Here is a 19,661-nt window from a genome sequence, read left to right as displayed (position 1 = left end):
ATAAAACCTTGCACTACTGTGTAATATAAGCAGCCTCTCTCCCTTTTTCCTAGCATATTCATTTAGTTCATTATAAATGTTTTATTTAACCACATATAATAATGGTTAAATTTGTACAAATTACTCTCCATGGTTGCATTCAGAAAACTTGCACCTCTATATAGATCTCTCACTCAAAAAAACCATAGAAACACTTCTTGATTTTTATGTGCAAATATGATTTTCTTCTCTAGGTAAAAAGGGGGGGCAGACTGATGATCGCGCATGTTACAACTGTTGCTTTTCGTGGTCTAGAAGCAGTACCTGTTGATGTACAGGTTATGATTTCTCCCGGTAAAATAGGAATGGCTATTGTTGGATTAGCCGATAAAGCAATCGCAGAAAGTCGTGAACGCGTACAAGCAGCTCTCCATGCTTGTGGACTTTCTATGCCTAACAAACGGGTTACGATTAATCTTGCACCAGCTGATCTGCCTAAAGAGGGATCACACTATGATTTACCAATAGCTGTAGGCTTAATGCTTGCTATGGGGCTTCTTCCTCCTGAAGTTGCGCAAGACTACATCATTCTAGGCGAATTATCGCTGGATGGTTCTATCACCGCCGTTAATGGTGTTTTACCAGCTGCAATGACAGCTTTATCGTGTGATAAAGGGCTCATTTGTCCCCATTCATGTGGATCTGAAGCAGCATGGGCAAATGCAGAGATGAATATTCTCGCCCCCGAAACCCTTCTTACTATAGTCAATCATTTTAAAGGAACTCAAATTCAAAAACGTCCACAACCCCGCCAATATACTATACAAACTGAACTTCCAGACCTTTGTGAAATTAAAGGACAGAAAACCGCCAAACGTGCATTAGAAGTTTGCGCAGCTGGACGACATAACCTTTTGTTTGTAGGTCCTCCTGGTGCTGGAAAATCTATGTTAGCCCAACGTTTACCTTCCATTTTGCCACCTCTTGATAGCCGTGAGCTTTTAGATGTTTCTCTGATTGCTTCCATCACAGGAGAAACAGTCCATAATACCATTTCACTTCACTGTCCCTTTCGTGCTCCGCATCACTCTGCTTCCATGGCAGCAATGATCGGTGGTGGATTGAAAGGACGACCAGGAGAAGTTTCACTTGCACATAATGGCGTTTTATTCCTTGATGAATTACCTGAATTTTCTCCACAAGTCCTCGATTCTCTTCGTCAACCTTTAGAGAGCGGAGAATGCGTTATCGCCCGCGCAAACCACCATATCAGTTATCCTGCCCGCATCCAACTCATTGCCGCGATGAATCCTTGTCGATGTGGTATGGCAGGCGAAAAAGACTATGTTTGCGCGAAAGGAATACGCTGTCAAATCGATTATCAATCCCGTATTTCTGGTCCTCTGCTCGACCGAATTGATTTACGAATTGATGTTCCTGCTTTAACGGCTATGGATCTTATGCAACCAGAACAATCAGAAAAAAGTTGCGATATCGCAAAACGAGTCGCACGGTGCCGTGCGATTCAAGCCAAACGTTTTGTTAAACTGGGACTTGATCATATTCGCACCAACGGTGATTGCCCCGCTAAAATCATCGAAGAAATTGCCATTCCTGACCAAAACGCAGCTAAACTCTTACGAGATGTGAGTGAAAAAATGCACCTTTCTGCACGTGCTTATCATCGCATTCTCAAAGTTGCACGCACCATTGCTGACCTCAACGAAGCAGACCATCTTTCACGCTATCATCTCGCAGAAGCTATTTCCTACCGACTCGGCACTGAAAAACTAACAGCTCTTACTTAAGGAAAGTATTCATCAATAAAAACTGATGGGAAAATAACGCAGATAAAGCTCTGCAAGCTTGCCATCATCTTCTAAAGATTTCAAAGCATAATTGAGTATATCAACCAATTTTTCGTTTTTTTTTGCAACAGCAAGACGCATTCCTTGCCCTAATAACTGTGGAGCCATATACGCTCCTCCAATAAAATGGCAGCAATTAATAGATTTTGCATCATTTAGCCATAAAGATAAAGCAAATCCATCATCAAAAATAAGATCAATTCTATGGTCTTGTAGCGCTTTATAGAGCTCTTCCCTATTATTAAATCCCTGTCCTTTGGCTTTAGGAAAATAACTCTGAAACAGCTTTTCATGAGCACTGTTGAATAAAAATCCACTGTTTAAATGTGCTAGTCTATCACTGATTGGCTCATCAAGCTTCACAAGTCGAGATGCAACAAATCGAGCCGGAAAGCGCAAATAAGACTTTGTAAAAAGAAGATCTTGACGTGTTTTGATTGTTTCTTTTAAACCAGCGATAATCACTTCTGCGCCACCATTTTTTACATGGTCCACGAGCTCTTTCCAAGGAACAACTTCTACCTCACAAAATTTTTCAAGCTCTAATTTCGAGCAAATAGCACGCAACAAATCAAGATTATAGCCTGCAAGATGTCCTGTTTTGTCAAGAAAGTTAAAAGGAGGAAAATCAAAAGTTGTTACAAAACGCAAACGAATTATATTCGTCGTATCAGGTTGTACAAAATGTTCATGCGAATCAAAAAAAGAAGGCAGTTCTTTAACCGTTTCAGCCTTTGCAAAAGAGGCAAATAAAAATCCCCATGCTACAAATAACGATCCAATAAGAGTATTAAATATATTCTTGGGAAGAAAATTCTGTAAGCGCAGTTGAAGGTGTTTTGCATATATAGATTTCTTTATGTTCAAAATCTTCACCCCATTTTGCAAAATTAAAATGCAACTCTTCTCAGACATAATATCTAACGCACTTAACTGAAATATCTGCTATTTTAATGAAGGAAAATTCTTAGTATTCTGTAAAACAGTTAAAAAACTTAACAGCTTCCATATATTTCCAGAATATATTGATAATATTAAAGCTTTAGCGCAAACTTATTCCAAATGAATTCTAAAAATACAAGAATCGATAAAACTAGCTTGACAGGTAATTTCATTCACTACAACAAAGGAAAGGGATAATATTCCAATTTTTGCATGAACTGTCACACTCAAGTAACTAAATTTCTCCTAAAACATTAATACCTTGTAGAAGATAAACTTTATAAGATCGATTATTTGTGTCTTTGCCTCAAAATGCAACGCAGTAATACACATTGTTTATGTGTGCAAAAATCATTCTCTCTAATATCTGTGCTGACAGATGTTGAATATAAATCCGATATACGGTAAATATTTAACTGGTTATTCCATAAATAACTAGCCAGAACATTAAGCTTAGAAAAAGCTAATGAAATATTGCAAATCGAATACAGAAATGGATTAACTTATGAGTGATGAAATCACCTCACCGAAACAGAGTGATGACTACGGCGCCGCTTCCATCAAAGTTCTCAAAGGTCTTGATGCTGTACGAAAACGTCCTGGCATGTATATTGGTGACACCGATGATGGTTCAGGATTGCATCATATGGTCTATGAGGTCGTGGATAATGCTATCGATGAAGCTTTAGCTGGTCATGCTACTCTTGTAAACGTCACACTCCATGCTGATGGTTCTTGTTCTGTTCGCGATAATGGTCGTGGAATTCCAACAGATATCCATCCCACAGAAGGCATTTCAGCAGCTGAAGTTATCATGACCCAGCTTCATGCAGGTGGAAAATTTGATCAAAATTCTTACAAAGTCTCGGGTGGATTACACGGTGTTGGTGTTTCTGTTGTTAATGCTCTATCCGTTTGGTTGCGGATGCAAATCAGGCGCAATGGCAAAATTCATGAAATGTCGTTTACGCATGGAGTTGCCGATTCTCCCCTAAAAATTGTTGGTGATTGCGATGCAGAAAGTGGAACAGAAATCAGATTTTTGCCAAGCTCTGAAACCTTTACTATGGTTGAATTTGATTTTGAAACTTTGGAACGTCGCTTGCGCGAACTCGCTTTTTTAAATTCTGGTATACATATTCTTCTTGTTGACGAACGTCATGCTGATATTCAATCCATTGAATTGCACTATGATGGTGGATTAATTGAATTTGTCAAGTACATTGACCAAACGAAAAAATCGCTGCTTGACATTCCTATTTACATTACAAGTGAAAAGGATGGAATGAGCGTTGATGTTGCCCTATGGTGGAATGATTCCTACCATGAGAAAGTTTTGTGTTTTACAAATAATATTCCTCAGCGTGATGGTGGAACCCATTTAATAGGCTTTCGTAGCGCTTTAACGCGTCAAATTAATGGTTATGCTGAATCTTCAGGCATTGCAAAAAAAGAAAAAGTTAACTTAACTGGTGATGACTGCCGTGAAGGACTCACAGCTATTCTTTCCGTCAAAGTTCCTGATCCAAAATTTTCCTCACAGACAAAGGATAAATTAGTTTCTTCTGAAGTACGCCCTATTGTTGAAAATTTGGTGAATGAGGGTCTTTCAGCATGGCTGGAAGAGCATCCTAATGAAGCAAAGCTTATCATCAGTAAAGTAGTGGAAGCTGCGACAGCCCGTGAAGCAGCACGCAAGGCACGTGAACTAACAAGACGAAAAGGAGCTCTTGATATCACTTCTCTGCCAGGAAAACTTGCTGATTGCCAAGAACGTGATCCAGCAAAATCTGAAATCTTTATTGTCGAGGGAGATTCGGCTGGAGGTTCAGCAAAAAGTGGACGTTCACGTCAAAATCAAGCAATTTTGCCCTTGCGTGGTAAAATTCTTAATGTAGAACGGGCGCGTTTTGACCGAATGCTCTCATCTGATATGATCGGGACACTCATTACCGCCCTTGGTACATCCATCGGTAAAGATGAATTTTCACCAGATAAATTGCGTTACCATAAAATCATCATTATGACAGATGCGGATGTTGATGGTGCACATATCCGTACCCTCCTTCTCACCTTCTTTTTTAGACAAATGCCCGAATTGATTGAGCGCGGGCACCTTTATATTGCTCAACCCCCTCTTTATAAAGTATCGCGAGGAAAGTCTTCTCAATATATCAAAAATGAAGCAGCATTTGAGGAATTTTTAATTGATACTGGACTAGAAGAAGCAACATTAGAATTGTCAACAGGCGAGATTTGTGCTGGTGCTGATTTGCGCAAACTTGCTGAAGATGCTCGCGTGTTCCGCCAACTTTTAAATGGTCTTCATACACGCTATGACCGCACAATTGTTGAACAAGCCGCTATTGCAGGAATTTTTAATTCTGAAGCCCTTTCAACACCAGAAAAAGCCCAAAAAACAGCAGATAAAGTGGCAAGCCGTCTTGATTTAATTGCTGATGATATGGAACGTGGTTGGAGTGGTTATAATGCATCAAATGGAGGGTTATGTTTTGAGCGCATTTTACGTGGAGTTAAAGAAATTATTACCCTTGATGCGGGACTTATTAATTCAGCAGATGCACGTCAAATTGATCGTGTCTCCCAAAATTTCATAGAAGTTTATAATTTTCCACCTCTCTTGCACCGTAAAGATAAGTCAGAGCGCATTTTTGGACCGATTAGCCTTTTAGAGAGTATTTTTATAAATGGTAAAAAAGGCATTACTCTCCAGCGTTATAAAGGCCTTGGAGAAATGAATGCTGAACAACTTTGGGAAACAACCCTTGATCCTGATGGTCGCTCTCTTTTACAAGTCAAAATCAATGATGCAACCGATGCCGATTCACTCTTTTCCCGTTTAATGGGGGATGAAGTTGAACCTCGACGGGCTTTTATTCAAGACAATGCTTTAAGCGTTGCCAATCTTGATATCTAAAGGTAGTTTTTTGTTTCTGGCTGTATAAACGTCACAGTTTTATATATTATTTTTTCGTATTTGAACATTTTTTATACTTCACTTCATTTACGATAAAAGAAAAATAAGGAAGGTCATGTATATGACAGCTGAAACAGAACGCTTAGGAGCCAAAGGTGGTATGGAGAACTCTTTTGGCTTTACAAGAGTTGATGCAGCACAAAAACAATCTATGGTTGATGGTGTGTTTCACTCTGTTGCTGAAAACTATGATAAGATGAATGATATCTTATCGTTAGGGCTACACCGTGTGTGGAAAAATTCTATGGTTGCATGGCTCTCTCCACCTGCACTTTCCAATTGGAAGGTTCTTGATGTAGCTGGCGGTACTGGTGATATCGCTTTTCGAATTCTTAATGCTTCACGCCAAAAAGCCCATGTTACAGTGCTTGATATTAACGGCTCAATGCTCAGTATCGGAAAAAAGCGCGCACAAAAAAATGGACTCACCCCTCTAATCAATTTTGTTGAATCTAACGCAGAACATCTGCCTTTTGAAGATCAAAGTTTTGACGCTTATACTATTGCCTTTGGAATTCGCAACGTGCCTTACATTGATAAAGCCCTTAGAGAAGCTTTTCGTGTTTTAAAACCGAGTGGGCGTTTCTTATGTTTAGAATTTTCAAATGTCGAGATGCCACTGCTTGACAAAATTTATGATCTTTGGTCTTTCCATGCTATCCCTAAGCTTGGTCAATTCATCGCAAATGATGGCGATGCTTATCGTTATTTAGTTGAATCTATTCGTAAATTTCCTAAGCAAGATGATTTTGCCCATATGATAAATCGTGCAGGATTTTCGCGAGTATCCTACCGCAATCTCACAGGTGCAATCGCAGCGTTGCATTCAGGTTGGAAAATTTAAAAATGGTGCAAATTTCCACTTACTTTCAGTTAATGCGTGCGGGATGGGTTTTAGCACGTGAAGGTGTTTTGAGTGCTCTGCCTCACGATGATCTTCGAGGATTTCCGGCATTATGTCATCATATAGCAGGTGTGATAGCACGCCGAAAAACAAAAAAAAAGCGGCGATCTGAAAATATTTCCGATGCCATCAATAGGCTTGGTCCCTCTTACATAAAACTTGGCCAATTTCTTGCTACCAGACCTGACATTGTTGGACGTGATATTGCAGAAGATTTGGCACAGCTACAAGATCGTGTCCAAACATTTTCTTGCACTGCTGCTATTGCACAAATTGAAAGTTCACTTGGTCGATCTCTTGATGATTTATTTGTAAATTTTTATCCACCCATCGCTGCCGCTTCTATTGCCCAAGTCCATCCAGCTGAATACAATGATGGAACCGGTCATAAAAAAAAATGTGCTGTTAAAGTCATCCGCCCCAATATCAGGACGCGTTTTACTAAAGACCTTAGAAGCTTTTATCTCATTGCCCATTTACAAGAACGTTATATACCAGCTTCTCGAAGGCTACGCCCTGTTTGTGTAGTTGACACTTTAGCACAAACCACACGTATTGAAATGGACCTACGGTTAGAAGCAGCTGCCATATCAGAAATGGCTGAGAATATTCAACGTGATACAGGATTTCGAGTTCCACAAATTGACTGGGAGAGAACAGGACGCAATGTTTTAACAATGGAATGGATTGATGGTATAAGAATATCCGAGATTTCTGCCCTCAAAGAGGCTGGTTTTAATTTAGAAGCGCTCGCAATTACGCTTATTCAATCTTTCCTTCGTCATACATTGCGTGATGGCTTTTTTCACGCTGATATGCACCCTGGTAATTTATTTGTAGACCCAAAAGGGTGTATTGTTGCTGTTGATTTGGGAATTACAGGACGTCTTGGAAAAAAAGAAAAGCATTTTCTTGCTGAAATCCTCTACGGCTTTATTACGCGTGATTACCATCGGGTGGCGCGTGCTCATTTTGAAGCAGGATATGTGCCTTCACATCACAATATTGAGAGCTTTGCTCAAGCCAATCGTGCCATTGGTGAACCAATTCACGGGCAATCAGCGCAAAGCATTTCCATGGCTAAGCTGCTCACCTTATTGTTTGAAGTCACTGAATTGTTTGATATGCAAACACGTCCTGAACTTTTACTGTTACAAAAGACTATGGTTGTCGTTGAAGGTGTCGCACGCACATTAGACCCTCATTTTAACATGTGGAAAGCTTCTGAACCGGTTGTCAGAGAATGGATTGGCAAAAATTTAGGACCCGTGGGGCTGGCAAAAGATTTTAGTGAAGGAGCGCAATCACTCCTTTCACTAGCACGCAAAACACCGCAATTGATACAAAATTTTCAACGTATGGAAGAAGACCTCAACAACATGAGAAAAACAGGTCTTAATCTTTCTCCCACCACTCTTAAACAACTTGCTGTCGAACAAAGTCGCACCAGCCGTTATGGCCGTTATAGTCTATTTATCATTGCGCTTTGTTGTGTTTGTCTCACTTTTTACCTTTTTCATCTTTTTTAATCTGCTTAATATGCTAAAAAATACTAATAATGAAATCATTGCGATCAATTCACTTCTTGGATGTATCTTATGGCTAGTATTACCATTCGTAATCTTTCACCCGAAGTTAAAGAATCTTTGCGCATACGTGCTGCAAAAAATGGTGTTTCTATGGAAGAGGAAGCCCGCCGCCTTTTAAGCAATCCTTCCACCCCAACTACATGCCTCTCTCAAGCAAGTGCTGCTGAAGAGCAATCATTGCAATCAAAATCACTTCTCCTTATTATTGGTGGTGGTATCGCAGCTTATAAAACACTTGATTTGATTCGCCGTTTGCAAGAACGGGGTGCGCACTTGAACATTATTATGACAAAAGCAGCGCAAAAATTTATTACCCCTTTAGCAGCTGAAGCTTTAAGCGGTTATACTGTGTATAGTGATTTGTTTTCACGCGAAGAAGAATATGATATTGGTCATATCCGATTAGCACGTAATGCTGACCTCATTATTTTAGCGCCTGCTACAGCCAATCGTATTGCAAAAATAGCCAACGGTATAGGAGATGATCTGGCTAATTGTGTGCTTTTAGCAGCACAATGCCCACTCTTGATTGCACCAGCCATGAATCCCACGATGTGGACACATCCAGCAACGGTTCGCAATATTGCACAACTGCGCACAGATGGTGTTCATATAGTAGGACCAGAAATTGGAAAAATGGCTGAACGCGATGAAACAGGCTGTGGACGCATGAGTGAACCCTTAACCATTGTAGCTGCAATAGAAACTCTTTTGGGTGTGCAAGAAAAACCACTTGCTGGTCGCCATTTCATTGTTACTTCTGGCCCTACCCATGAACCAATTGATCCCGTACGTTACCTTGCTAATCGCTCTTCAGGCAAACAAGGTCATGCTATTGCGATAGCTCTTATGTATCTGGGTGCTAAAGTGACACTTATTTGTGGACCAGTTAATCTTGCCGATCCACGAGGAGTTAAAGCTATTCATGTTGAAACAGCACATCAAATGTTACAAGCCGTTCAGGCTGCCTTGCCTGCTGATGGTGCACTTTTTGTCGCCGCCGTTTGCGACTGGCGCAGCCAAACACAATCTTCATACAAGATTAAAAAGAGCAATCATAAACTACAACCTTCCTTGCAGATGGTTGAAAATCCTGACATTTTGGCAACAATTGGACACGCTCAAAACCGTCCCCCACTGGTGATTGGTTTCGCTGCTGAAACCTGTGATATTATTGCAAATGCGCAAAAAAAATGCATCGAAAAAAGAGCAGATTTTATCCTTGCTAATGATATTTCTCTTCAAGCTGATGGCACAAGCGTTATGGGTTCTGATACAAATCAAGTTTATCTCGTTAGTAAAGAAAATGTTGAACAGTGGCCGCGCATGAGTAAACAACAAATAGCGCAAAAATTAGCAAAGATTATTGTGTCATTTTTCGGCACTCATACCCCTATTCATCAATAAGAGAAAGATGCCCTGTTTCAAATAAAAATTTTTCAGACATCAAATCATCAAATACTTAAAAAGTGCAACACAAAACAAAAATGAAACTCACTTATCAGATCAGGTGAAATATCCGTACGTATAATTCTCACTAAGAAAACAAACACCTTAACAATCCCTTTTTCTTGAAAGAGTGAAAATTTTTATGTATTTTGATCTGTTTATAAAATAGTGGGATTAGTTGTTTTTATTGCTACCTGCGTGTGCTGTTCATTTTGTGAGCCTCGCGGAAAAATTCTATCGTGGTTTTCTACAATGCTTAACATCCTCCAAGCTCTAAAGGACAAAGACTCCTAACCACTACCTGCTTATCATTAAGTTGGTTTTTTCAGACGATTTTCGTCTGCTGACCACTTATGTGATTGGTTTCATAAGCTCTTATGTATAATTCCCAACCTGAATATTCTGTACTGTTTTGTACCTCTATACGTGGTTGATCAAAAAAATGAACTCCGACATAAACAATTTTGCATTTTTAAATATACATGAATGCGCCTTACGCCGCACTGCAAAAAATGTTCTACAGCATTACAGATAAAAAATGCCATCTTTTGGCAGTTTATCTCTCATCAACAAAATTATATGCTTTATAAAATTAAGTGCATATGTAAAGTACTTTTCAATCTACTCTTGTTTTCACTTTTTTTCTCTTATTTATTTAGTTGCTATGATTTTTACTGCTGCTTATCGCGCTTTACAACGTCTTCTTACCCCACAATATCGCACTATGATATTGAAAGCTTTAGGAATTACTGTTTTTGTGCTTATCATTCTATGGTTATGTGTGCATCAACTTTTTGTATCCTACTTTTGGCCTTGGATTGCTTATTTTTTTCCCAGTTTACCAAGTTGGGCAGGATGGTTGGGATTGGGCATGCTTATCATTTTTAATCTTGGCTTGGCTTTGCTGATGGCTTTTTTGATCGCTCCAATCACAGCTATGATTGGTGGTTTTTTTATTGATTCTGCTGCTGAAATTATTGAAAAAGAAGATTATCCAAACGAGCCTATTGGACATTCTCTATTGTTTGGGCGTTCTCTCATTCTCTCCTTTAAATTTGTTATTTTAAGCCTTTTCGGTAATGGAATCGCTCTTCTTTTGTTTTTTGTGCCAGGTATCAATTTGATTGCCTTTTATGTTATTAACGGCTACTTGCTTGGCCGTGAATACTTTGTGTTTGCTGCTTATCGTTTTCGATCCGAACAAGAAGCGCATGCTTTTTTACACACCCATTACACAACAGTTTTTGGTGCAGGATTGTTGATTGCGCTTTTTGTTTCAATTCCCATTCTTAATTTAGCGACACCACTTTTCGCTGCCGCCTTTATGACGCACTTACACAAGATGCTTTCCCTCAAGATCACCGTATGCATCACACAAAAATAGTAGTACTTACTTAAAACCCAACAAAGTTCATGAGTAAAAAGAAGTCTTGAACTTGCTTTGTACTTTTAAAAACCGCTCCCATTCTTCTCATCAGAGGAACTCCTTGAAAAAAATCTTTCTCAGGTGCTGGTATTTGTTAACATACACATTATCGTATTCGTTTGTTTTTATGGGTTATTATAGCCTTATTGGTATTCTATTATAAGGTTTCTTTGCTTCAAGGCACTTGGATTAACGGTTAATCGAATATTGGTTTTCATCAGAAGCAAATGAAGGATTCGCAGACCTATAGAGAAAGTGGATTTTGATATCAAAGCAAACAAACAAATAGTGTAAGTTATAAATCTGTTGAGAGGCTTTTTGTAAGGAGTACTCTTCATGCAAATAATTACCTGTGATATTGGAATAAAAAATTAAAAGACAATCAAGTTAGAGCTATACGTATACTGGTAAAAGTATTAAATAGATTTGTTTATTCAGATGGCAAAACGAGTCTGACTACTGAAGTCCTATATTTTTCAAATCGTGCAAAAAGTGCATAATGTTTAAAGAGAGGCTATAAAGATGAACTGGATTACAAATTATGTTCGTCCTAAAATTAACTCTATATTGGGGCGCCGTGAAATTCCAGAGAATCTATGGATTAAAGATCCTATCAGTGGCGAAATGGTCTTCCATAAAGATCTGGAAGTGAACCAATATGTAGTTCCTACTTCTGGATATCATATGCGCATCAGCGCTAAAAATCGTCTCATGCATTTTTTTGATGATGGCGTTTATACGCCTCTTGAAAATCCAAAAGTTGTAACAGACCCTTTAAAGTTTCGCGATGAAAAACGCTATATTGACCGGTTAAAAGATTATCGTTCTAAACTTGGTGTTGATGACAATATTTTAAGTGCACGAGGAACTATAGAGGGCTTACCGATTATAGCGACCGTTCAGGACTTCGCTTTTATGGGTGGTTCTCTTGGCATGGCTTCAGGGGAAGCTATCATAAAAGCTTTTGATACCGCGATTGCTGAAAAACGCCCTTTAGTCCTTTTTGCTGCTTCTGGTGGTGCACGCATGCAAGAAGGAACACTTTCATTGATGCAAATGCCTCGTACAACCGTAGCCATTGAAATGATGAAAGATGCAAAACTCCCCTATATTGTGGTTCTTACTAATCCAACCACCGGTGGTGTTACTGCTTCTTATGCCATGCTTGGTGATATTCACATTGCCGAACCCGGTGCTATGATCGGTTTTGCGGGACCACGTGTCATTCAACAAACCATACGTGAAACCTTACCAGAAGGTTTTCAAAGCAGTGAATATCTGCTCGAACATGGCATGATCGATATGGTTGTATCGCGTTTAAAAATGAAAGCGACCATTGCACGCCTTTTACGCTTGATGATGAAATATCCTGCTGCTGTTAACCCTTCCAATCCATCCTCAACAAATTCTCAAATATCGGTTTCTACAACAAAAGTAGCTTAAGTGCATGGAGAAAAGCCAAGTACAAAGGATGGTAGACGATTTACTGAAAAACTATCCAAAAAAATTTGATCTTTCTTTAGAACGTATTCTTCACCTTTTAGAACGTCTAGGTAATCCACATTTAAAGCTTGCACCTGTTATTCACATTGCTGGTACAAATGGCAAAGGATCTGCTTCAGCTATTTGTCGCGCTCTTCTGGAAAGCGCAGGCTACCGCGTTCATGTCTATAGTTCACCTCATCTGGTAAACTGGAATGAACGCTGTCGGCTAGGCCAAATAGGAGGTGGACAACTGGTCGCAGAGACCCAATTGGCTGAGACACTTCGTGAAGTTATAAAAGTGAATCGTGACAAACCGATTACTGTTTTTGAAATTTTTACAGCAGCTGCCTTTATGTTATTTAGCACATATCCAGCTGATGTAGTGATTCTAGAAGTTGGGTTAGGAGGGCGTTTTGATGCTACAAATGTGATTAATAAACCAGCCGTATCTCTTATTATGCCCATTGACTATGATCATGAGGCTTTTCTTGGAAAGACAATTGCACAAATCGCTTTTCAAAAAGGGGGAATTATCAAACCAGCTGTTCCAGTGGTTATCGGTAAGCAAGATCATGATGAAACGCTTTCACTTTTAACAACCCTTGCGGATAAAAATAAAGCACCTTATTTCCTGTTTGATCAAGATTATCAAAGCTACACAGAATATGGACGTATGGTATTTCAAAATAGTCAAGGTCTTATGGATCTACCACTTCCTAACCTTATCGGAGCTCACCAAATTGCTAATACGGGTGCCTCTCTTAAAGCAGTGTATCAAGCAGGTTTTCAACTTTCAGAACAAGCAATAAACCATGCTTTGCAAAATATTTACTGGCCAGCACGGATGCAACATCTCACCCATGGAAACTTGGTTGATCAGCTGTCCCCTAATATTGATGTATGGTTAGATGGTGGTCATAATCCCGCTGCTGGAAAAGTTGTTGCGGCAGAGTTTACTCAATGGAGAAAAAAAACAAATCGTCCTCTCATTATGATTGCTGGTATGCTCAATACTAAAGACGCTGTAGGTTATTTCCGTCCTCTAGCAAAACTCGTAGATAAAGTCTATACGATCCCATTAACTGACAACAACGCTAGTATTTGTCCAACGATTTTAGCTGAATCTGCACGGAAAGTAGGACTTTTTGCTACCCCTCAAGCTCATCTACAAGATGTCTTACATAAAATTAATTCAGAGCATAAAGATGCAATTGTCTTTATTGGTGGTTCCCTTTACCTTGCCGGCGATATTTTACGTGACAACAAAACACCACCATGTTAGGAGTTGATTATTCATAGAGCTTTGAAAGATTGACCTTTTAATCATGCAACTTGATTTTGCACTTTATCAACATCCTAAACTTATTACTGTTTTCGGCGGCTCTGGATTTGTGGGGCGGCATGTTGTTGAAACTTTAACCAAGCGGGGTTATCGCGTTCGCATTGCTGTTCGTTGTCCGCAAAAAGCTTATTACATGCTCCAAATAGGAGAAGTGGGACAAACCCAAATGCTTAAAACCGATATCAAGCATCGCGCCTCTGTTGCACGCGCATTGCTTGGAGCAGATGGTGCAGTGTTTCTTCCTGGTAGCTTAGCGCAAACAAATCAGTCAAACTTTCAAAAAATACAAACTGAAGGTACGCAAAATGTTTCTGAATTAGCAGCAAAAGCCGGCATTCCACTTATTTACATGTCAACACTTGTTGCCAATCAACGTGCTTCATGTCTTTATGCACGTGTCAAATTTATGGGTGAACAAATCGTTCAAAATAAGCATCCTCAAGCGATTATTATGCGCCCATCTGTTATCTTTGGACCAGAGGATTGTTTCTTTAATACCTTAGCAGACTTATCACGTTTTTTACCAATCATGCCCCTTTTTGGTGGTGGACAAAGTAAATTGCAACCCGTGTATGTAGGTGATATCGCGGAATTTGTTGTACGCGCTTTAGAGGAGCATGTTACCTTTGGAAAAATCTATGATCTTGGTGGCCCACAAATTATGACATTCCAAAATGTCCTTAAAAGTATATTTCAAATTATTCATCGCAAAAAGACAACTCTACCCATGCCTCTTTTTACCGGACTGTTGATTGGAAATCTTTTGGGAATTATCGGTAAATTACCCTTCGTGCCCACATTGTTAACGGCCGATCAAATACGTTTCCTACAAATAGATAATGTTGTCTCTCAAGCAGCGATAGAAAACGGATACACTTTAGAGGGAGTAGGAATTGTCCCCAGAGCAATGGCTGCACTCTTACCTAGTTATCTCTGGCGATTTCGTCCACATGGCCAATTTTCCAAAAATTTTCCAGCTTAGTGTATATGCCTAAAATTATTTAATATATTGATTTATAATGATAATTTATTGTTTTTCTATACTGAAATGTGTACACAGAAGATAGTTAATATTTTCTCGAATCATCGCTTTCTGAATCAGAAAAAACACTCACTTGTATACATAACAAGAAAAAGCCAAGACTAAATATGCACGCTATAAAACCGCCTTAATACAGGAGCAAATGTGACAGAGGAAGTCAAAAATATGATAATAGTTCTGGCTTGTTATTTTACAAGTATAAGTTAAAGGAGATGATATCCAATGCATTTTGCATTATACCATTATAGGTAGTGCTAAAAAATGAAATCAAGAGCAATGAGATATGTTTCTTTAAAACAAATACGCGAATGAACAGCACAACGACATGCTATTCTTCATGAGTGTATATATTTTTCACATCTGAATTAATTTCTTACTCCGCAAAAGAGAGTACAGCTATATTGAAAAAATAGATATGTCTCTCTTTCTTTTCAGAATGCCGAATCTGATAGCTGTTCTCTTTGTCACCTTATCCTCTTAACAGTTAAAAAATGAACGAATACCGGTAAACTTTGTTCATTAAGAAAACCTTGCATGTGCTTTTTGTAGCCTGCTGGTATCAGCATTGCGCAATAAATAAAGCGTGTTTATTGTATAAAATTTCTGAGAATTTAAAAATTTTTTCTAAGTAAAAAAAACCTTTCTATTCACTTCACTTGCATTTTTTTTTAATTTCTCCTACCGTCTTGCAAAAACTGATTTTAAAGGAATAACGAATGGCAACTCTAGATTATGTTGTCAAAGATATCGCGCTTGCTGCCTATGGGCGTAAAGAACTTGATATTGCTGAAACTGAAATGCCTGGTTTAATGGCTTGCCGTGAAGAGTTTTCTTCTAGCCAGCCTTTGTGTGGAGCACGTATTTCTGGTTCATTGCACATGACAATTCAAACAGCTGTTTTGATTGAGACATTAAAAGCGATCGGTGCCGATATACGCTGGAGTTCTAGCAATATTTTTTCCACGCAAGACCACGCAGCAGCGGCTATTGCAGCCACAGGTACTCCTGTTTTCGCAGTTAAAGGTGAAACACTGGAAGAATATTGGACTTATATAGATGCAATTTTCCAATGGCCTGATGGCAATCCCTCCAATCTTATCTTAGATGATGGATCTGATGCTACACACTATATTTTGATGGGATGCTGTGCAGAAGAAAATAAAGATATTCTATCTCACCCAAAAACAGAAGAAGAGGGGATTTTTTTCAAACAAATCCAAAAACGTATGGATGCTACACCAGGATTTTTCATACGCCAGCGTGCAGCAATCAAAGGTGTAAGCGAAGAAACAACAACGGGTGTACAACGCCTTTATCAATTGCAAAATGAAGGGCTTTTGCCTTTCCCAGCCATTAACGTCAATGATAGTGTCACTAAATCAAAATTTGATAATAAATATGGATGTAAAGAATCACTAGTAGACGGCATTCGACGTGCAACAGACGTTATGATAGCTGGTAAGATTGCCATTGTCTGTGGTTATGGTGATGTGGGTAAAGGTTCAGCAGCCTCTCTTTCAGGTGCTGGTGCTCGCGTTAAAGTAACAGAAATTGATCCCATCTGCGCCCTTCAAGCAGCTATGGATGGCTATGAAGTTGTTAACTTAGATGATGCCGCCTCCAGTGCTGATATTATCATCACAACAACGGGCAATAAAGATATTGTACGATTAGATCATATGCGACAAGTTAAAGATATGTGCATCCTTGGAAACATTGGCCATTTTGATAACGAAATCCAAGTAGCAGCTCTTAGAAATTTGCCATGGATGAATATTAAGCCACAAGTTGATATGATCACTTTTCCTGATGGGAAACGCATTATTTTGCTCTCTGAAGGGCGTTTACTTAACCTCGGTAATGCTACTGGACATCCTTCTTTTGTCATGTCAGCTTCATTTACCAATCAAGTTTTAGCGCAAATTGAACTCTTTACCCGTTCAGAACATTACAAAAATGAAGTAGCTGTTTTGCCAAAGCACCTTGATGAAAAAGTTGCGCGTCTTCACCTTGATCGGTTAGGAATAAAATTAAGCGTTTTATCAGAAGAACAGGCCGCTTATATTGGAGTTACACCACAAGGACCCTATAAACCAAATCATTACCGTTATTAAAACGTTTCCCTCAGTTAAAAGAAAAAAGGAAAACGCACCGTGCTCAACTTTGGTGATATTACCCCCAAAGAAAAAGCTCAAAAAATGATCCGAGTCTGTACTCATCTCTTTTGCTTTTTTTTCCTTTTTTCTCCAACGTGCGCTGTTGCTCTGTCATTGGAAATGCATCTACCACCTACCTTCACTTTGCCAGATGGACCATGGCTTCTTTTAGCGCTCTGCGGAGGAATTTCTTGTGCCTTACTCCTTATGTGTATGGCTATTATTATGCGCGTAAAAAAAGCTTCACAAAAGCCTTTGAAGGTATTTCAAGCAGACTGTTCTGAAAAACTTCGATATTATGAGTGGCTTTTAGAAGAAACTGGACAATCTCTTCTTATTTGGGAAAATCCAACGGCTTCACCCCGTGTAGTTGGTAATATTCCCGTATTACAAAAAGCAGGAATTCATCAGGAAGACTTTCAGCATTTTAACTTATGGCTTGAAGAAAACTCAAGCCGAGAACTTGACTACGCATTAACGCAATTGCGTTACAACTCTCACCCTTTTGAACTTTCCATCACCACCACAAACAATATGCTGTTACAAGTTACAGGGATAATCGCCGGAACAGCAGCCATTGCACGCTTTCAAGATATTTCAACACAACAGAGCGAAAATGCTCGTTTACAGAAAGATATAGCCACAATTCTCACCGAACTGAGAATACAGCGCAATCTTCTTGATCGTATACAAGAACCTGTATGGATACGAGATTGTGAGGGGAAGGTTTGCTTTATCAATCGCGCCTTTAAAGAAATGACAAACTTTAGAGAAAGCAACAATGAAGTCATTGATCTTTTTAATGAAACAACACAACCTAAAACAGATGAAATAGAAACGATTTTTCAAGAGCACGTTCATACCGTCATTGATGGGGAACGGCACTGTTTTTACCTCACACGGATTACAACAGAAGAAGGAATGGCAGCTTTTGCCCGTGATGACAGCGCATATGAAAATCTTGCCAATGAACTGAGGCGCGTTCTTCAAAGCCATTGTGAGACACTTGATCAAATCTCAACAGCTGTAGCCATTTTTGATACAAATCAAAAATTAAAATTTTGTAATCAGGCTTTTAAAATTTTATGGCCGTTGGAGAGTTCTTTTCTAGAAAGTAAACCAAGCCATACATTGCTTCTTGAACACTTGCGTGAAAAAGGACTCCTTGCGGAACATCCTGATTGGCGCGCGTGGAAAGAAGAACTTTTTAAAGCCTATCGGCAAACAGAATCGAATCAACAAATTTGGAATCTTCCTGACGGGCGCACGGTATGTGTTATTTCCAGTCCTCATCCACAAGGAGGCGTCACTTGGCTTTACGAAAATCTCACAGAAAAAATTGATCTTGAACGACGCTATAACACACTCATTAAAATACAAGGCGAAACACTTGATAAACTTTCAGAAGGAGTCGTGGTTTTTGGCACTGATGGGCGTCTGCGTTTATCGAATCCAGCTTTGTCTAAATTATGGTCTCTTCCCTATAATTTATCGGTAGAAGGTACCCATATCACACAATTACAAAGCCATTGTTCAGCTCTATGCACGGGGTCAGAATGGGATCAATTTGCCAAATTTATTACAGGTTTTGCTGAAAAACGTGACACATATTCAGGTCGTATGGATCTCAAAAATGAAATGATTATTGACTACACATTGGTCCCACTCCCCAATGGGCAAACGATGCTCACTTTCGTTAATGTTACGGACACCGTCCATGTTGCGCGTGCTCTTCAAGAAAAAAATGAAGCCTTAGAAAGTGCTGATCGTTTGCGTAATGAATTTGTCCAACATGTTTCCTATGAATTACGCACACCTCTTACCAATATTATAGGGTTTTCCGATATTTTACGTGATCAAATTTTTGGCTCTATCAATGAACGTCAAAAAGAATATCTTGGGCACATTCATTCAGAATCAGGCACTCTTTTGAATATTGTTAATGATATTCTTGATCTTGCAACCCTTGATGCTGGTATCATGGAGTTGGACATACAGCCGGTTAATATTGCCAATGCTATGATACACGCAGTAGCACGTGTAGAAGAGCGCCTTAACGGACGCCATATTACACTTCTACAACAAATTTCTCCCTCTTTAAATTTTATTTTTGCTGATGCCACACGTTTGCATCAAATCTTTGTTAATGTTCTGAGTAACGCGATTAATTTCGCAGCAGAAGCAAGCACAATTGAATTTTGTGTTGATGAACAAGATAATAACGTCGTCTTTAGTGTCCACAATGAGGGATCTGATATTCCTGAAGATATTCTTGATCGCATTTTCAAACGTTTTTCTTCTTATTCACATCATGGTGGACGTGCAGGAGCAGGTCTTGGACTTTCCCTTGTCAAAAGCTTTGTTGAACTCCATGGTGGTCACGTTGAAATTCTCACAGGAACGGGACAAGGAACAACGGTTAAATGTTTTTTTCCAATTCCTAAAGGAGACAAAGTTTTTTAATCTCGTTCTTTATCATTA

12 protein-coding genes are annotated in these 19,661 nt (G+C 39.1%); 11 read left to right on the top strand and 1 reads right to left on the bottom strand.

Annotated elements, in window-relative coordinates:
• Positions 1–254: 254 nt before the first annotated feature.
• Complete coding sequence (locus MCO_RS01985; protein ID WP_007552282.1) at positions 255–1,787, top strand: YifB family Mg chelatase-like AAA ATPase; 1,533 nt, start codon at positions 255–257, stop codon at positions 1,785–1,787.
• 12 nt (positions 1,788–1,799) lie between these two features.
• Here MCO_RS01985 and MCO_RS01980 read toward each other — a convergent pair whose 3' ends face one another.
• On the bottom strand, positions 1,800–2,762 hold the full coding sequence (locus tag MCO_RS01980) for a transporter substrate-binding domain-containing protein (protein WP_007552281.1): 963 nt from the start codon (positions 2,760–2,762) through the stop codon (positions 1,800–1,802).
• Between the two features lie 532 nt (positions 2,763–3,294).
• On the opposite strand from MCO_RS01980, the gene gyrB reads away from it, so the two are divergent.
• The 10 genes from gyrB to MCO_RS01930 all read left to right on the top strand — a co-directional run bounded on the left by gyrB (position 3,295) and on the right by MCO_RS01930 (position 19,643).
• Positions 3,295–5,727 (top strand): DNA topoisomerase (ATP-hydrolyzing) subunit B, encoded by a 2,433-nt coding sequence (gene gyrB, locus MCO_RS01975; protein WP_007552280.1) that lies wholly within the window; start codon positions 3,295–3,297, stop codon positions 5,725–5,727.
• Between the two features lie 121 nt (positions 5,728–5,848).
• Complete coding sequence (gene ubiE, locus MCO_RS01970; protein WP_040298662.1) at positions 5,849–6,631, top strand: bifunctional demethylmenaquinone methyltransferase/2-methoxy-6-polyprenyl-1,4-benzoquinol methylase UbiE; 783 nt, start codon at positions 5,849–5,851, stop codon at positions 6,629–6,631.
• Positions 6,632–6,633: 2 nt separating this feature from the next.
• Positions 6,634–8,220 carry a 2-polyprenylphenol 6-hydroxylase gene (gene ubiB / locus MCO_RS01965; protein ID WP_007552278.1) on the top strand — a complete coding sequence of 529 codons (1,587 nt, stop codon included), beginning with the start codon at positions 6,634–6,636 and terminating at the stop codon, positions 8,218–8,220.
• A 69-nt stretch (positions 8,221–8,289) separates the two neighbouring features.
• The gene (gene coaBC / locus MCO_RS01960) at positions 8,290–9,687 is read left to right on the top strand and encodes a bifunctional phosphopantothenoylcysteine decarboxylase/phosphopantothenate--cysteine ligase CoaBC (RefSeq protein WP_007552277.1); all 1,398 of its coding nucleotides are present in this window, start codon (positions 8,290–8,292) and stop codon (positions 9,685–9,687) included.
• Positions 9,688–10,393: 706 nt separating this feature from the next.
• Positions 10,394–11,113, top strand: coding sequence for a sulfate transporter family protein (locus MCO_RS01955; protein WP_040298660.1), 720 nt, complete (start codon positions 10,394–10,396; stop codon positions 11,111–11,113).
• Between the two features lie 564 nt (positions 11,114–11,677).
• Positions 11,678–12,598, top strand: coding sequence for an acetyl-CoA carboxylase, carboxyltransferase subunit beta (gene accD, locus MCO_RS01950; protein ID WP_007552274.1), 921 nt, complete (start codon positions 11,678–11,680; stop codon positions 12,596–12,598).
• A 4-nt stretch (positions 12,599–12,602) separates the two neighbouring features.
• Entirely contained in the window at positions 12,603–13,922 is a 1,320-nt protein-coding gene (locus MCO_RS01945) for a folylpolyglutamate synthase/dihydrofolate synthase family protein (RefSeq protein WP_007552272.1), read from the top strand.
• A gap of 43 nt (positions 13,923–13,965) precedes the next feature.
• Complete coding sequence (locus MCO_RS01940) at positions 13,966–14,964, top strand: complex I NDUFA9 subunit family protein (protein ID WP_007552271.1); 999 nt, start codon at positions 13,966–13,968, stop codon at positions 14,962–14,964.
• Between the two features lie 776 nt (positions 14,965–15,740).
• Positions 15,741–17,138, top strand: coding sequence for an adenosylhomocysteinase (gene ahcY, locus MCO_RS01935; RefSeq protein ID WP_007552270.1), 1,398 nt, complete (start codon positions 15,741–15,743; stop codon positions 17,136–17,138).
• Positions 17,139–17,177: 39 nt separating this feature from the next.
• Complete coding sequence (locus MCO_RS01930) at positions 17,178–19,643, top strand: ATP-binding protein (protein WP_007552269.1); 2,466 nt, start codon at positions 17,178–17,180, stop codon at positions 19,641–19,643.
• Positions 19,644–19,661: the final 18 nt, after the last annotated feature.

Origin of the sequence: Bartonella sp. DB5-6 (genome assembly GCF_000278115.1) — a bacterium.
Classification (GTDB): domain Bacteria; phylum Pseudomonadota; class Alphaproteobacteria; order Rhizobiales; family Rhizobiaceae; genus Bartonella; species Bartonella refiksaydamii.
This window is presented reverse-complemented; position numbering and strand designations above follow the sequence as displayed.

Coding starts and splice junctions, on each gene's coding strand:
- MCO_RS01980 (WP_007552281.1), bottom strand. CDS start 2,762: ATGTCTGAGAAGAGTTGCATTTTAATTTTGCAAAATGGGGTGAAGATT.
- MCO_RS01940 (WP_007552271.1), top strand. CDS start 13,966: ATGCAACTTGATTTTGCACTTTATCAACATCCTAAACTTATTACTGTT.
- MCO_RS01955 (WP_040298660.1), top strand. CDS start 10,394: ATGATTTTTACTGCTGCTTATCGCGCTTTACAACGTCTTCTTACCCCA.
- MCO_RS01945 (WP_007552272.1), top strand. CDS start 12,603: ATGGAGAAAAGCCAAGTACAAAGGATGGTAGACGATTTACTGAAAAAC.
- coaBC (WP_007552277.1), top strand. CDS start 8,290: ATGGCTAGTATTACCATTCGTAATCTTTCACCCGAAGTTAAAGAATCT.
- MCO_RS01985 (WP_007552282.1), top strand. CDS start 255: ATGATCGCGCATGTTACAACTGTTGCTTTTCGTGGTCTAGAAGCAGTA.
- ubiE (WP_040298662.1), top strand. CDS start 5,849: ATGACAGCTGAAACAGAACGCTTAGGAGCCAAAGGTGGTATGGAGAAC.
- accD (WP_007552274.1), top strand. CDS start 11,678: ATGAACTGGATTACAAATTATGTTCGTCCTAAAATTAACTCTATATTG.
- ubiB (WP_007552278.1), top strand. CDS start 6,634: ATGGTGCAAATTTCCACTTACTTTCAGTTAATGCGTGCGGGATGGGTT.
- ahcY (WP_007552270.1), top strand. CDS start 15,741: ATGGCAACTCTAGATTATGTTGTCAAAGATATCGCGCTTGCTGCCTAT.
- gyrB (WP_007552280.1), top strand. CDS start 3,295: ATGAGTGATGAAATCACCTCACCGAAACAGAGTGATGACTACGGCGCC.